The 13950-nt window shown below is 71.0% G+C and carries 17 protein-coding genes; 8 read left to right on the top strand and 9 right to left on the bottom strand.

From position 1 onward, the window contains the following. Window positions 1-158 precede the first annotated feature (158 nt). The 5 genes from ACFVST_RS25385 (at window position 159) to ACFVST_RS25365 (ending at window position 2745) form a co-directional block, all read left to right on the top strand. Window positions 159-986 (top strand): Scr1 family TA system antitoxin-like transcriptional regulator, encoded by an 828-nt coding sequence (locus ACFVST_RS25385; protein ID WP_390155893.1) that lies wholly within the window; start codon window positions 159-161, stop codon window positions 984-986. Then, a complete protein-coding gene (locus ACFVST_RS25380; RefSeq protein ID WP_390155892.1) occupies window positions 983-1192 on the top strand; it encodes a DUF397 domain-containing protein in 210 nt (69 codons plus the stop codon). Before ACFVST_RS25385 ends, ACFVST_RS25380 begins: the two co-directional genes overlap by 4 nt. A gap of 80 nt (window positions 1193-1272) precedes the next feature. After that, window positions 1273-1482 carry a DUF397 domain-containing protein gene (locus tag ACFVST_RS25375; RefSeq protein ID WP_390155891.1) on the top strand — a complete coding sequence of 70 codons (210 nt, stop codon included), beginning with the start codon at window positions 1273-1275 and terminating at the stop codon, window positions 1480-1482. A gap of 59 nt (window positions 1483-1541) precedes the next feature. Then, window positions 1542-2090, top strand: a complete 549-nt coding sequence (locus ACFVST_RS25370; protein ID WP_390155890.1) for a GNAT family N-acetyltransferase — start codon at window positions 1542-1544, stop codon at window positions 2088-2090. 151 nt (window positions 2091-2241) lie between these two features. Further along, window positions 2242-2745, top strand: coding sequence for a hypothetical protein (locus tag ACFVST_RS25365; protein ID WP_390155889.1), 504 nt, complete (start codon window positions 2242-2244; stop codon window positions 2743-2745). Window positions 2746-2868: 123 nt separating this feature from the next. Here ACFVST_RS25365 and ACFVST_RS25360 read toward each other — a convergent pair whose 3' ends face one another. From ACFVST_RS25360 to ACFVST_RS25350, 3 genes are read right to left on the bottom strand one after another with little or no spacing between them, the layout of a single operon-like run. After that, entirely contained in the window at window positions 2869-3618 is a 750-nt protein-coding gene (locus tag ACFVST_RS25360) for a hypothetical protein (RefSeq protein ID WP_390155888.1), read from the bottom strand. After that, entirely contained in the window at window positions 3615-4364 is a 750-nt protein-coding gene (locus ACFVST_RS25355; protein WP_390155887.1) for a hypothetical protein, read from the bottom strand. The genes ACFVST_RS25360 and ACFVST_RS25355 overlap by 4 nt, the downstream gene beginning before the upstream one ends. After that, window positions 4361-5071 carry an ABC transporter ATP-binding protein gene (locus ACFVST_RS25350; protein ID WP_390155886.1) on the bottom strand — a complete coding sequence of 237 codons (711 nt, stop codon included), beginning with the start codon at window positions 5069-5071 and terminating at the stop codon, window positions 4361-4363. Before ACFVST_RS25350 ends, ACFVST_RS25355 begins: the two co-directional genes overlap by 4 nt. A 246-nt stretch (window positions 5072-5317) precedes the next feature. On the opposite strand from ACFVST_RS25350, the gene ACFVST_RS25345 reads away from it, so the two are divergent. Together ACFVST_RS25345 and ACFVST_RS25340 are read left to right on the top strand one after the other, a co-directional pair. Then, the gene (locus tag ACFVST_RS25345; protein WP_390155885.1) at window positions 5318-6178 is read left to right on the top strand and encodes a sensor histidine kinase; all 861 of its coding nucleotides are present in this window, start codon (window positions 5318-5320) and stop codon (window positions 6176-6178) included. Window positions 6179-6189: 11 nt separating this feature from the next. Further along, window positions 6190-6957, top strand: coding sequence for a response regulator (locus tag ACFVST_RS25340; RefSeq protein ID WP_390155884.1), 768 nt, complete (start codon window positions 6190-6192; stop codon window positions 6955-6957). A 45-nt stretch (window positions 6958-7002) separates the two neighbouring features. Here ACFVST_RS25340 and ACFVST_RS25335 read toward each other — a convergent pair whose 3' ends face one another. Genes ACFVST_RS25335 through ACFVST_RS25315 form a run of 5 tightly spaced genes read right to left on the bottom strand, consistent with a single transcriptional unit; the run spans window position 7003 to window position 12392 of the window. Continuing rightward, entirely contained in the window at window positions 7003-8466 is a 1464-nt protein-coding gene (locus ACFVST_RS25335; RefSeq protein WP_390155883.1) for an FAD-dependent oxidoreductase, read from the bottom strand. After that, the gene (locus tag ACFVST_RS25330) at window positions 8466-8756 is read right to left on the bottom strand and encodes a 2Fe-2S iron-sulfur cluster-binding protein (RefSeq protein ID WP_390155882.1); all 291 of its coding nucleotides are present in this window, start codon (window positions 8754-8756) and stop codon (window positions 8466-8468) included. The genes ACFVST_RS25335 and ACFVST_RS25330 overlap by 1 nt, the downstream gene beginning before the upstream one ends. Next, the gene (locus ACFVST_RS25325; protein WP_390155881.1) at window positions 8753-9955 is read right to left on the bottom strand and encodes an NAD(P)/FAD-dependent oxidoreductase; all 1203 of its coding nucleotides are present in this window, start codon (window positions 9953-9955) and stop codon (window positions 8753-8755) included. Before ACFVST_RS25325 ends, ACFVST_RS25330 begins: the two co-directional genes overlap by 4 nt. After that, the gene (locus tag ACFVST_RS25320) at window positions 9948-10886 is read right to left on the bottom strand and encodes a dihydrodipicolinate synthase family protein (protein WP_390155880.1); all 939 of its coding nucleotides are present in this window, start codon (window positions 10884-10886) and stop codon (window positions 9948-9950) included. The genes ACFVST_RS25325 and ACFVST_RS25320 overlap by 8 nt, the downstream gene beginning before the upstream one ends. Before the next feature lie 42 nt (window positions 10887-10928). Next, entirely contained in the window at window positions 10929-12392 is a 1464-nt protein-coding gene (locus ACFVST_RS25315; protein ID WP_390155879.1) for a Na+/H+ antiporter NhaC family protein, read from the bottom strand. A 190-nt stretch (window positions 12393-12582) separates the two neighbouring features. Between ACFVST_RS25315 and ACFVST_RS25310 the strand changes: the two genes are divergently transcribed. After that, entirely contained in the window at window positions 12583-13116 is a 534-nt protein-coding gene (locus ACFVST_RS25310; protein ID WP_390155878.1) for a helix-turn-helix domain-containing protein, read from the top strand. A gap of 40 nt (window positions 13117-13156) precedes the next feature. Here ACFVST_RS25310 and ACFVST_RS25305 read toward each other — a convergent pair whose 3' ends face one another. Next, window positions 13157-13903, bottom strand: coding sequence for an IclR family transcriptional regulator (locus ACFVST_RS25305; RefSeq protein WP_390155877.1), 747 nt, complete (start codon window positions 13901-13903; stop codon window positions 13157-13159). Window positions 13904-13950: the final 47 nt, after the last annotated feature.

Here is a 13950-nt window from a genome sequence, read left to right as displayed (position 1 = left end):
GGCGGTGCGGGTGGGTGATGCTCATGCGCCGCTGTCTGCGGATCAGGCATGGGCCGACTCCTCTCCGTAGCGAAACCACTACCAAGGCGATTCAGCGTGGCCTAGGCTGAGGAGTCGTTCAACTTGGTAGGCAGGGACGGGAAGTTGGTGAACACCCCTTGAATCTCAAGGAGTTGAACCCGGACAGCTCTCCGCTGGCGAAGTTCGGTGCGCGCGTGCGCAGTTCACGGGAGGAGCGGGGGTGGAAGCAGGAGGACCTCGGCGAGCACATGGGGTACTCCGCCACACACATCTCATCCATCGAAACTGGTCGCAAGATGCCGACTTTGCGGTTCTCGCGCAATCTCGATCTGGCGTTCGGTACCGGTGACGAGTTCGAGCGCCAGCACCGGGAGATCAAGCACGGAATCCTGCTGGAGGGGTTCCCGGAGTTCGTCGGGTACGAGGGACGGGCAGTCGAGCTCCGGTTGTACGAGATCGGGATCATCCCCGGCCTGTTGCAGACGCCGGAGTATGCACGGGCGTTGGCCGACAGTGCAGCGCAGCGGGGAGTCATCTCCCCCGAGCACGCCAATGAGCGCGTCAGGTTCCTTGCCGAACGCCAGGCCGCGCTGGAGCGGCGCCGTCCACCCATGGTGATGGTGGCGATGGACGAGAGCTGCATCCGGAGGTGGGTCGGCGGTGACGAAGTCATGAAGGCGCAACTCGACTACCTGATGGAGTTCGCCGCGCGGCCCAACACCATGCTCCAGGTGGCGCCGTTCGCCATGGGCGAGCGCCGTACGTTCAATCTGCCGGTCACCGTGCTGACGATGTCCGATCGGTCCATGATGTGCTACGCGGAGGCCCAAACCCAGGGGCACTTCGATCGGGAACCCACGGCAGTCACCCGTCTCCTCACGTCCTACCATCAGCTACAGGCCGAAGCGCTCTCCCAGGCGGAGTCCGTGGCCATGATCAGCCAGTTGAGAAAGGGCACCCCGTGAAGACCGAATCCCCCCGTTGGTTCACGTCCTCGTACAGCGACAACGGCGGCCAGTGCGTCGAGGTCGCTACCAACCTCGTCGCCTCGCGCGGCGTGGTTCCCGTCCGTGACTCCAAGAACCCCGGCGGCCCCGCCCTGGGCGTCCACGTTGACGCGTTCTCGTCCTTCGTGGCGGGCGTCAAGGACGGCGAGCTGGGTACCGTCTGACCGACCGAGCAACCCAACGACCCTGCCGTGCCTCCGAGTTGGGGGTGTGGCGGGGTCGACGGCTTTGGAAGGGGCGCCCGATGGCGACCGAATCCCCCCGTTGGTTCACGTCCTCGTACAGCAACAACGGCGGCAACTGCGTCGAGGTCGCCACGAACCTTGTTGCCTCGCGGGGCGTGGTTCCCGTGCGTGACTCCAAGAACCCCGGTGGCCCGGCCCTGACCCTCCACACCGCCGCCTTCACGTCGTTCGTGGCAGGCGTCAAGGGCGCGCAACTGGCCACGGCCTGACCTACCCGCCGCCCGAAATCCGGATGCGGGACGGCGGCCCGGCTTCATATCCTGCGGGGATGGAGTTGCGTGAGGAGCGTCCGGGGGACGAGCGGGCCGTGCGGGAGGTGCATCTGCGGGGGTTCGGGGACCACGGCACGGTGGTGGCGGAGGTGGTTGCCACGCTGCGGGAGACCATCGCGCCCGAGGACACGCTCTCGCTGGTCGCCGAGGAGGGCGGGCAGGTCGTCGGGCACATCATGTTCACCCGCAGCCTGCTCGACGCGCCGCGGCGGCTGGTCGACGTCCAAGTCCTCAGTCCGCTGGCCGTGTTGCCCGGTCTGCAAGGGCGGGGGATCGGGTCGGCGCTGGTGCGGCGTGGGCTGGAGATCCTCGCGGAGCGGGGCGTCCCGCTCGTCTTCCTGGAGGGCGATCCCGGCTACTACGCGCGTCTCGGCTTCACGCCCGGCGGCCAACTCGGCTTCCGCAAGCCGTCGTTGCGCATCCCCGACGCCGCCTTCCAGGTCGTCCGGCTCCCGGCGTACCAGTCGTGGATGACCGGGACGCTGGTCTACGCCGAGGCCTTCTGGAGCCACGACGCGGTCGGCCTCCGCGACCCGGAGGCGTAGGCGGCGCAGCACCCGAGCCGCCGAACGTCCGTTTCCTGAAGTTTGTGCAGGCTCTTGCCGGGGTGAGGGGGGCGACGTAGCGTCCCGCCGAATCGTTCAGGAGAACGGTGGGCTGAGGGTCACGGTCTCCAGGCTGCTGGCCGAAGCGGCCTTGCCCACCGAGAAGTTCGAGACGTTCAGATCGCTGCTCACCGGCGACTTCGACACCGCGCACTGGGACCTGTACTGGCGGATGTTCAGCACCTGGGAGCAGGCCCTGCCGGACAGCAGCATCAGAGAGCACCTCGACCAGGTCATGGCGGCCTCGCATGTCCGGGCCGACCTGACCGACCGGCCGTGGACACTGACCCGCGAAGGTGCCGACGTGTCCGCGGTGCCGGACGAGACGGTGTTCGCCGGACCGGCCGCCAAGACCGTCGAGTACCACCCAGGGCACGGCCGGGCGATGGTCTGGTGGACCTCCCATGCCTCGGGAGCGTTCCAGATCGTCCAGCGCCGCCAGTCCGGCTGGGTGAACTGGGGCACCAACGGCGAGAACGAGTGCCCGGAACTCCCTGTCGGCGTCGAGATCAAGACCGCCTACGAGCCGTTCATCGACTCCTGGACCTCGGCGGCCGACCAACTGGAGAGCCCACCGCTGACCACTGTCGGCTGAGCCCGGGGAGACAACCCCTGGGCCGTGCCGGCGCAGCCGCGGAGCGCGGGCCGGCGCCGCCGGGGCCGGTGGCGGTGATCCCGCCCGGCGCTTCCACCTCTTCCACATACCGCCGATCTCCTTTCAGGTGTCGCGGAGGGTGAAGGCCGTCGTCGCGATGGCCAGCAGCCCGAGGGTCCAGGCGGTCAACACGGCCCATCCGGCCGGTCCTTCGAGGCCGGGCGGTGCGCTACCCGGGTGCCAGAGGGCGATTCCCGCGGTGTCCGGGGTCCAGTCCAGTCCGGTGTACCGGCGTATCAGCGGGCCGAGGACGAAGAAGTAGCCGAGGGCGGCGGACACCGCCGGAACGGTGCGCCGCAGCCCCGTCGCCACCGCGAAGGCGAGCAGGGCGACGATCACCAAATAGGCGGTGGCCGAGGCGAGTTGCCCGAGCGTCGTCCCGAGGGCCGGGACGTCGACCTCGCCGCCGAGGAGGGCCCGGCTGACGGCGAACACGGTGGCGACCGCGACCAGGGCCACCGGCAGAGCGCACATCGCCAGCGCGGTCGCCTTGGCCAGATGGACGGGTATGCGGCGCGGTGTGGTCGTCAGGGTGACGCGGATCGGGCCGGGGTACTCGCTGGAGATGGCGAGCACCCCCAGGACGAGGAACCCGGCCTGCACATAGTCGATCGCCCCGAGCGCCACATCGAGCAGATCCCGCCCGCCGGTGGGGTCCGCACGGTAGGTGGCGCTGAACAACCAGGCGGCTCCACCCGCGACCAGGACGCCGGCGGCCAGCGAGCCCCACACGGCGGGAAGCGTCACCAACTTCCTCACCTCGGACACCAGGAGCCGCCCGAAGGACGGCGTCCCGTCGATACGTACCGTCATGCGTCCCTCCGGTGGAAGACGATCGCGGCCGCAGCCACCACGGCGGCGGTCCAGAGGAGCATCACCAGACCGCCGGCCGCCGGCGCCACATCGACGGTCGTCTCCCTGGTGCGGATGAACATGCTGAAACCGGCCACATCCGGCAGGTAGTTCGCGGCGGGGATCACCCGGGAGAGGAGATAACTGACGCTCACCAGCGAGCTGTTGATGATGAGGACCGCCAACGGCACGACACCGCCGCGCGTCAGCAAGGTGATCCCCTGCGCTATCCAGGCGGTCAGCACCCAGAAGACGACGACCCCGGCCTCCCGGACCAGTTCACCGGAATCGAGCAGCCGGAGCGGGACATCGGAGGCGAGCGCGGACGTGGTGAGCGTGCCCGCCGTCGCGACAGCGGCGAGCACCGCCACCACCACCCCGACCGCGGCCAGCTTCGCCGCGAGCAGCCCGAACCTGCCCGGGCGCACCACCAGTGCGGTGGCGATCGGACGACCGCCGCCGGACTCGGCATCCTCCGCCCGGTACTCGCTGCTGACGGAGAGGACACCGATCACGATCGCCCCGACCACGCCCATCAACGCCAGCCCCTGATACCCGTCGTCCGCATCGGCCCCGACACCGTAGGAAGCGGCCTGGCGCGCCGCGATCACCGTGATCGCCGGCGGCGCCACCAGCCCCACCGCCGCACCGATCCACACCCCCGGCAGGGTGGCGAGCTTGCGGAGCTCCGCCGCCGGCGCCCTCACCTGGCACCTCCCCCGGTCAGGGAGAAGAACGCGTTCTCCAACGTGCCGTGGGAGCCGGTGACTTCGGCGAGGGACCCCGTCGCGGCGATCCGGCCCTGGTCGAGGATCACCACATCGTCGACGGTCTCCGCCGCCTCGCTCATGAGATGGCTGGACAGCAGCACGGTGTGCCCGGCGTCGGCGTACTCGCGCAGGAAGGTGCGAATCCAGCGGATGCCCTCCGGGTCGAGGCCGTTGACCGGCTCGTCCAGGACCAGCGCGGCCGGCTCACCCAGCAGTGCCGCCGCAAGCCCCAACCGCCGCCCCATGCCCAGGGAGTAGCCCCCGACCCGTCTGCGGCCCGCGTCGTGCAGGCCCACCAGATCGAGGACCTCGTCCACCCGGCGACGGGGAACCCCGGCCGCCGCGGCGATCCAGCCCAGATGCGCCCGCCCCGTGCGGGAACGGTGCGCCCCCGAACCGTCGAGCACGGACCCTATGGTGCGCACCGGATCCGACAGGCGGGCGAACGGCACCCCGTCGACCAGCGCCCGCCCCGCGTCGGGCCGGTCCAGGCCGAGCAGGACACGCAGCGTGGAGGACTTCCCCGCGCCGTTCGGGCCGAGGAACCCGGTGACCCGCCCCGGCCGCGCGGTGAAACTCACCCCGCGGAGCACCTCCCGGCCCCGATGCCGTTTCACCACATCCCGGACTTCCAGCTCAACCATCGCTCGTCCCTTCTTCCCTTCTCCGCCGCTTCGCCGCAGCGCTCGGCTTCTTCGCCGGGCTCGGCTTCTCCGCTGCGCTCGGTGTCTTCCGCCGTGCTCGGCACGACGGCTTCGGGGACGACGAAACCAGGTCTCAGGGCAGCTCCTCGTCGGGCCACGGCCCGGTGTTTCCAAGCCAGTTACACCCCCGGTCTGTCAGACCGTGGTCCGATGTCACACCCCCGCCCACCGCGCTAATGTCGCGGCATGAACGAGCAACCGCGACCCGTGTGGAGGTCCGCCGCCTGGGCCATCGCCTGTGCGGTGCTGTTCGTGGTGGCGCTGGGGAGCCTGACACTCGGCGGACCGGCGGACTCCGTGCCCTATGTCCTCGTCCTCATGGCCGTGACGGTGGTGGCGACGATCCTCTGGGCCTGGCTGCGGACTCGCCGCCAGCGCCGCGAGTTCGAGGCGCGCCTGACCGCATGGGCGGCGCAGCAGGCCGTCCAGTCGGAACGCCTCCGCGTCGCCCGCGATCTCCACGACCTCGTCTCGCACGCCCTCGGCCTGATCACCCTGCGCGCCGCGGCCGCCCGCACGGAGCACGGCACCGGCCAGGACAGTGAGCAGGCCACGGCGCTCGCCGATATCGAGGACGCCTCCCGGGAGGCCACCAGAGAACTGCGCCGGATGCTCGGCCTGCTCCGCGACGAGACCCCCGCACCGGCCCCCCTGCACCCGGCGGCCCGACTGGACGACCTCCCCGCCCTCGTCGAGACCTCAAGACGCTATGGCCTCGACGCCGAACTCCGCCTCGGCAAGCTGCACGAGGTCACCCCGGGGGTCCAACTGGCCGTGCACGCCATCGTGCGCGAAGCACTCGCCAACACCGCCCGGCACGCGGGCCCCGCGCATGTGGTGGTGCGGGTGGACCGGGACGACGACACCATCGCGGTCAGCGTCCACGACAGCGGCCCCGCCGACCACTGGACCGCACGCCCCGGCGCCGGACACGGCCTCATAGGGCTGCGGGAACGCGCGGAGAATCTCGGCGGAACACTCCGCGCCGAGCCCACCGGTACCGGCTTCCACCTCGCCGCCCGCCTACCCGACCCGATCCCCGTATGACCACCACGAGCATGACCACCACGAGCATGAACACCGCGACCACGAACACCACGAGCATGAGTACCGCGACCATGACCACCCCGAGTCCTCCGAATACCGGCACCCCGAGTACCAGCACCCCGACCACCGTGCTCATCGTCGACGACCAGCCTCTGCTGCGGCACAGCCTCGCCCGGATCATCGACGCCGAACCCGATCTGTCGGTCACCGGGCACGCGGGCGACGGCGAGGAGGCCCTTGTGGCTGCCCGTCAACTCGCCCCGGACGTAGTGCTCATGGACATCCGGATGCCCGGCGCCGACGGCATCACCGCGACCCGGAGCATCACCACCGACCCCGCCCTCGGTCACACCCGGGTCCTGGTGCTCACCATGTTCGACCACGACGAGTACCTCACCGGAGCCCTGCGAGCCGGAGCGGCCGGCTTCGTACTGAAGGACTCCCGCCCCGATCAGCTCACCGATGCCATCCGCCGTACCCGGGACGGCGAGGCCCTGTTCGCGCCCCAGGTCCTCGACCGGTTCGTCGACACCTACCTCGCCGGTCCCACGCCCCGGGCCGCGGCGCCGGACGTTCTCACTCCGCGCGAGACCGAGACCCTGGCGCTGGTCGCCCGCGGCCTTACCAACAAGGAGATCGCCGATCAACTCACCATCTCCCAGAAGACCGTCAAGACCCACATCGGCCACCTGCTGAGCAAACTCGAAGCCCGCGACCGCGCCGGACTCGTCATCGCCGCCTACCGGTTCGGCCTCGCCCACCCCACACCACCGCCCTGAAGGCAGCGCCCGCGAGACCGAAGCGCCTCCACTCAGGGCGACGATCTACAGGCCGCCGTCTCCTGTCTGGTCCGGTGGCGAGTCGAGGGTGCGGAGGTCTCCGACGGGTACCGGTTTGATCGGCAGATGGGCGGAGAAGCGGCCACCGAGCTGGGGCGGCTGGTCCCGGGCCGAGGCCAGGATCGCGGCCACGGTGTTCTCGCAGTAACGGCCCTGGCAGGGGCCCATACCGGGGCGGCAGGAGAGCTTGACCGCGTTGATGTCGCTGACGAACGGCGAGGCTTCGAGGAAGTCGTCCAGGGTGGCGCGGGTGACCAACTCGCAGCGGCACACCGTGGTGTCCGGTCCGGCGAGGTCGCCGAGCGCCGCCCGGACCGGCTCGAACATCCGCTGCACCACAGTGGAGAAGCGAGCCGCCGAGCGGACACCGCGTTCCGCCGCGGCCAGTTCCGCGGGCGGTACCGCACGGCCGAGGTCGGCGGCGACGGCCAGGCCCGCGAGTTCGCCCTCGGCCCGGGACTGGTCGGCGCCCGCGACCCCGGTGGGCTCGCCCGCGACGAAGACCTCCGGGACGGAGGTCCGCAGCCGCCCGTCGTGGGCGACGATCCAGCCGCCCTTGGGGGAGTCGTAGACCAGGTCGCAGCCGAGTTGGCGGGCGAGTTCGGTGGAGGCGGAGAAGCCGTAGCCCAGCACCAGATGGGTGGCGTCGACCTCGCGGGGGGTGCCGGTGACCTTCCAGCGGCGGTCGGTGCGGGCGAGTTCGACCCGGGTGACCTGGTCCGTGCCGTGGGCGGCGGTCACCACGGTCCGGGAGGAGACGCGCACCCCGTCGCGTACCAGCCGGGCCAGGATTCCGCCGGTCTCCGCGAGCATCCGCAGATGGCCGGGGACCGCGCCGAGCGCCCCGAGCATGGCGGCCGGTGTCGGGATGCTCTGTGCGAAGGCGACCTCGCTGACCCGCACACCGTTGCGCACCAGCAGGTCCGCCACCAGCAGCAGCAGCGGATGGGCCCCGGCCAGGACGACTCCGCCGGCGGGGGCGATCCGCTGCGCCTTGACGAGGGTCTGCACCGCGCCGGCGGTCATCACGCCCGGCAGTGTCCAGCCGGGGAAGGCGACCGGCAGGTCATAGGCGCCGGTGGCGATCAGCAGCCGCCGCGCCAGGAGCGTACGGGTGCCGTCCTCGGGGTGGTTGACGGCCACACTCAGGCCGTCCGGCAGGGCGTCGTCGTGCAGCACGCCGATCGCGGACCAGCCGAAGAGGGTGGTGAGTCGCTTGTCCGCCTCGAAGCGCCGGATGAGGCCGGTGGCCCACTCATAGCCGGCGGTGGGGTGCAGCACGCTCCCGGTGAAGGCCTCGGGCGGCTGGCGGAAGATCTGCCCGCCCGCCCGCTGCTGCTCGTCCACGACGACCACATCGAGTCCATGACCGGCCGCGGTGAGCGCGGCCGTCATCCCCGCCGGTCCGGCCCCGACGATCGCGAGGTCGAACATCCTGGTCTGGCCCATCACAGCCTCCCCGGTGTCTCGACGACCGTGCCTTCGCACACCGGGACGAGGCAGGTGCGGGTCAGCGGCCGGCCGTCGACGGTGGCGGTGCACTCGAAGCAGGTCCCCATGTTGCACAGCGGGGCACGGGGCGTCCCGGTACGGTCCCGTTCGAAGGCGGCGCCCGCGGTGAGCATGGCCGCAGCGACGGTCTCGCCGGTGCGGGCGGGCACCGGTTCGCCGTCCACGAGGATCGTCACGGCCGCCCCGCGCTCCTGCGCGGTGCGGCGCCAGGGCGCGTTCCTGGTCATGGGGTGCTCCCTTCAGCGAAGCGGGCCGGGGCGTACGGGGCGAGGTCGATGTCCGGTGGGCGCCCGCCGATCAGGCCGGTCAGTACCCGCGCGAAGCTGGGGCCCAGGGTGAACGCCGATCCGCCGGTGGCGACGAACACGCCCGGCGCGCCGTTGACCGCGCCCACGAGCGGGAGTTGGTCGGGGGCGACGGTGGTGGTGCCGACCCAACTGCGCACGGCCGGTACCCGGTCCAGGGCGGGAACGGTGGTCACGGCGGCGCGGGCGTTGCCGGCGACGGACTGCGGGATGAGCTGGTGCTTGCGGTCGAACTGCGGGGCTCCGTCCGCGTCCCGCATCAGCCGGGCGGGCCAACCCCCGCCGATGAGAACGGTGTTGTCGAGTGACTGCTTCAGCGACAGCCGGGCGCCCGCGTGCTGCACGAGGTGGGGGATGAGGGCGGGGACCTTCGAGGTGACCGTCATGGTGAGGGCGAGCGGGACGGTCGGCAGTTCGGCGCCGAAGACCTGGCCCAGTTCGGTCGTCCACACCCCGGCGGCGATCACCACCGCGCCCGCCCGCACCCGCCGGGCCCGCGCCCGCCCCGTGCGGTCCGTGATCTGGAGGGTGATGTCCCATCCGGCCGTGCCGTGTTCGGCGGCGGTCAGCCGGGACCGGGTGCACACCTCCGCCCCGGCGGCGACGGCGGCGCGGCCCACCGCGGGCGCCGCGATCCGCGCGTCGGCCTTGCCCTCCAGTGCGCTGAGGTTGGCCGCGACGATGTCCCGGGAGAGGTAGGGCGCGACGGTGTCGAGTTCGGCGCGGTCGAGGGTGCGGACGTCCAGGCCCCAGGAGCGTTCCAGTTCGGCCTTGAACTCCAGGGTGCCGACCTGGTCCGCGTTCTCGGCGACCATCAGCCCGCCGGTCTGGCGCACCCCGAGGGACTCGCCGATCTCGTCCTCCAGGCGGGCCCACATGGCGGCCGCGTCCAGGTGCAGCGGCATGGCCTCCGCCGCGACCCGGGCGGCCTCCTCACCGTCCTCGACCATCCGGTATTCGAGCTGGAAGTGGAGGCTGCCCGCGTTCTGCCCCGAGGCGTGCTGGTTGACCTGGTCCTTCTCGGCGAGCAGGACGCGGGCGCCGTCGCGGGCGGCCATCCACGCGGTGAGGCAGCCGAGGAGTCCCCCGCCGACGACCAGGACGTCGTAGCGCTCACTCATCGGCGAGGGCGACGGTCTCGATGCCGAGTTGGTGCAGGGTCGCCTCGACGCGGGTGACCTCCTCGGGGGTGAGTTCCAGCAGCGGGGAGCGGACGAATCCGGCGGGGAGGCCGCGCAGCCGCAGCGCGGTCTTGATGATGGCCTGCTGGTTGCCGAACTGGACGCCGTAGTCGGGCCGGAACCAGGCGTCCATATAGACACGGTCCTTCTGGCCGAGGCGGATCGCGCGCTCCCGGTCCCCGGCGTCGACGGCGTTCCAGAAGTCGGCCTGGTCGCGGCCGAGGATGCCGCCGGTGCCCATCAGCCCGTCGCCGTGGCCGAGGATCGCCAGGTCGGCGCCGAGCGCGTTGGTCGGCAGGCCGAAGTAGCGCACCTCGCTCTCCAGGGCGTACATCCCGGCGAGGAAGCCGGCGAAGTCGCCCGTGGAGTTCTTGATCGCCACGACGTTCTCCAACTGCGCGAGTTCACCGAGGAGTTCGACGTCCATGTCGACGACGCAGCCGCGCGGCCAGTTGTACACGGTCATCGGGATGTCGGTGGCGTCGCTCACCGCCCGGTAGAACGCGGCGATCTCCTTGCGGTTGGGCACGATGTACGGCGGCGGGGTGAGGAGGATGCCGTCGAGGCCGGCCGCCTCGGCGGCGCGGGCGTGGGCGATGGCCTCGTCGGGCGTGAAGGCGTTGCAGGAGCCGATGACGGGGAACGCGCCGCTGCGGTGCTCGGCGCCCGCCGCGAAGAGCGCGGCGCGTTCCGGCGCGGACATGGAGAACCACTCGCCGCTGGTCCCCGCCAGGATGGCGCCCTGGATGCCCTCCTCGGCGAGCCATGCCACCTGTACGTGCAGCGCGTCGAGGTCGAGTGCCCCGTCGCGGGTGAACGGTGTGGTGATGGCGGGGATGTAGCCGCGCCAGTCGACCGTGTTGCGGTCCATGTGGGCTCCAGAGTCGTCCGGTGGGGATCTGCGGGGGAGGGGTCAGGCCGCGGCCGGGGTGCGCTCCGGCTCGGGCTCCTTCAGCTCGACGCCGTCGGCGCCCTCGAAGCGGCGGCCCCAGCCGGTGAACGCCGCGACGATCATGACGGCGGTGAGGATCAGGGGGTAGAGCATGGCGACGAATATGTCCGTGGTGGCCAGCGCGGGAACGTTCTTGATGCCGGTGGTGAGCTGTGCGCCGATGAACAGATAGGCGCTCAGTACCGGCACGATCGCGGCGATGCCCATGGCGAAGCAGTCCATGACGACCGCCCGCCGGTAGGGGTGCAGGCGGACCCGGCCGCCGATCTCGTCGGCGACGGGCCCGAAGGTGAGCATCGCGGCCGAGTTGACCCCGCCGAACAGCAGGGTGGTGCCGGAGATCCCGATGCCGATCGCCAGTTCCGCGCCCCGCGGGGTCTGCGCCAGCCGGCTGCCGGTCAGTGTGCTCACCAGCCAGTCGAGGATGCCGGCCTCGGTCAGCACGCCCATGATGCCGAACACGGTCACCACCAGGGCGATCACGCTGAGCATGTCGCCGACGCCGGTGATCAGGAAGCCGGTCGGCGCCCCGTCGGTGACGCCGACGATGCCGCGGAGGCTGAGGAGCCCGGTGGCGAGACCGGTGATGATGCCGGACACCAGGCCGACGGTGACGGCCTTGAAGATGTTGCGGCTGCGCAGCGCCACCACCAGCATCAGTGCCACCGGCGCCAGCATCACCAGGGCGAGCGGGTCGGACGCCTTCTCCAGGAGGTGCTGGGACTGCGCGCTGTCGGTCGAGCGGCCGGACGCCCCCAGCGCGAAGAAACCGGCGGCCGAGAGGACCGCCGCGGTGAACGCGAAGCGGGCGCGGCTGCGCACCACTCCGGCGATGTCGGCGTTGCCGTCCTTGCGGCGGAAGGTCTGTGTGGAGGAGGAGATGACGGTGGTGTCGGAGATCGGGGCGACGTTGTCACCGAAGATCGCGCCGGAGATGATCGCCGCGGCCAGGAACGCCGGCTGGGCCCCGAGGAGCACGCCCGCCGGGTAGAAGATCGGGAACGCGGTGAACATGGTGCCGATGGACGAGGCCGTCGACATCGAGATGATGCACACCGCGACAAAGGTGAACAGCGTGAAGGTGCCGCCGCCGACACCGAGGAACTCGGCGAGCCACACGAACCCGCCGGACACATTGGTCTCCTTGATCAGCGCGGACATCAGCCCCACGCAGAACAGGATCATCACGATGGTGACGGCGGTGGGGGAGCCGATGCCCCGGGTCACGGCGGACCAGTAGGCCGGGTACGGCTTGGCGAACACGGCGCCGACCAGCAGGGCGATGACGCCGCCCGCGGCCAGTGCCGTCATGTCGAACGTCTTGAAGACGACGAAGAAGACCACGCAGAACGCGAGGAAGACCAGAACAGGCAGGAACGCCAGTGGTCTTCCTCCGCGAAACACCAGTTGCCGGTCGGCGCTCATGGCGGTGCACCTCTCTCCATGGCCTCGGGGGCAGTACGTTTATTTACGGGGGTACACAACAGTGAACGGGGCGCACCTGTCAATACCTTGCTGAACAGGTAAAATATGGATCCTGTGAAGTAGGGCTCGGAGAGTGTGCGTGCATATTCGTGCACAAGAGTGTGCGCTGCTCGGCTAGTCTGAGGACGTGATGGGAGATCAGCTACGCACCCTCAGAACCGAAGCGGGCCTGAGCCTGCGCGACCTCGCGGCGCAGACCGGACTGTCGGCGACCCTGCTCAGCCAGGTGGAGCGGGGCCTCCGGGAGCCGAGCCTGAAGACCCTGCGCGCCCTGAGCACCGTCTTCGGCCCGTCCACCGCGGCCCTCTTCAACGGCCAGTCCCCGCTCACCGCCCACCACAGCCGCCCCGGCGAACGCGCCCGGCTGATGATGCCGAAGGGCCTGGTCCAGTACGAGCGCCTGACCCCGAGCAACGGTCAACTGGAGGTCCTGCTCGGCACACTTGAGCCCGGCCAGTCCTCCAGCGAGGAGCAGTGGAACCATGTCGCGGTCGAGTGCGCCTACATCGTCAGCGGCACCGTCACCGTGCACCTCGCCGACCAGCGGTACGAACTCCGGGCCGGTGAAGCGCTCACCTTCGACGCCGCCCGCCCCCACCGCTACCTCAACACCGGGACCGAAGCGGCCACCTACCTCACCTCGGTGACCCCGCCCACGCCCTGACCTCCGCCGGCCTCCGCCGCCAAGAGCGCGAAGAGGTGCCCTACTCCTCGGAGCCCAGGTGGAAGGCGCGGGCGCGCTCGGCGACGGCGACCACCTCGGGGGTGGCCTCCGCGATGCTGTCGCTGCGATGCGAGACGAACATCACACACGCCTCCGGGGCATCCCCGTTCCTGGCCAGCGGAGCCGCGACCGCGTGCGCCCCGGGTTCCACCGCGCCATGGCTGACCGTCCAGCCGCGCCGCCGGGTCTGGCGGACCTCGGGCGGATCGTCCTCGGCGGCGGCCCGGCCGGCCCGGATGGCGTCGGGTGCGGCGCCGCGGTCCAGGGGGTGGCGGCTGCCCTTGCGGTAGGCGAGGTGGTAGTCGGCGTTGAGCGGGGTCGCGGTGGCCACCGCGAGGATGCTGTCCGGCTCCGCGAAGGCGAGGATCGCCGTCCCGCCGTACCGGTCGGCCAGGAGCTGGAGGGACGGCTGGATGAACTCGACCAGGGTGGGTTTGGCGCGGTTGGCCAGGACGCGCAGCTCCCGGCCGGGTGCGTAGGAGCCGTCCGCGGTCCTGGCCACAAAGCCTTCGGTGGCAAGGGTGTTGACCAGCCGGTGGACCACCGTCCGGTGCAGCCCGGTGCGCTGGGCGATCTCGGTGACGGTCACACCCTGGGGGAATTCGGCGACGGTGCGCAGCACGGCCAGCCCTCTGACCAGGGTCTGGGCGGGCGGCTGGCTGGGGCGCTTGGTCCCTGAGCTGTCCGGAACGCTCTCCTCCACGGCGCCGTGGGCACTTCCGCTCATGCGCTCACTTTAGGGCACCGCCTTTCCCCGGCCGCCCCTGCCTCCGC

Origin of the sequence: Streptomyces sp. NPDC058045, from assembly GCF_042885635.1 — a bacterium.
Taxonomy (GTDB): Bacteria; Actinomycetota; Actinomycetes; order Streptomycetales; family Streptomycetaceae; genus Streptomyces.
Note: the sequence above shows the minus strand (reverse complement) of the source record. Positions and strands in the feature narration are given on the sequence as shown.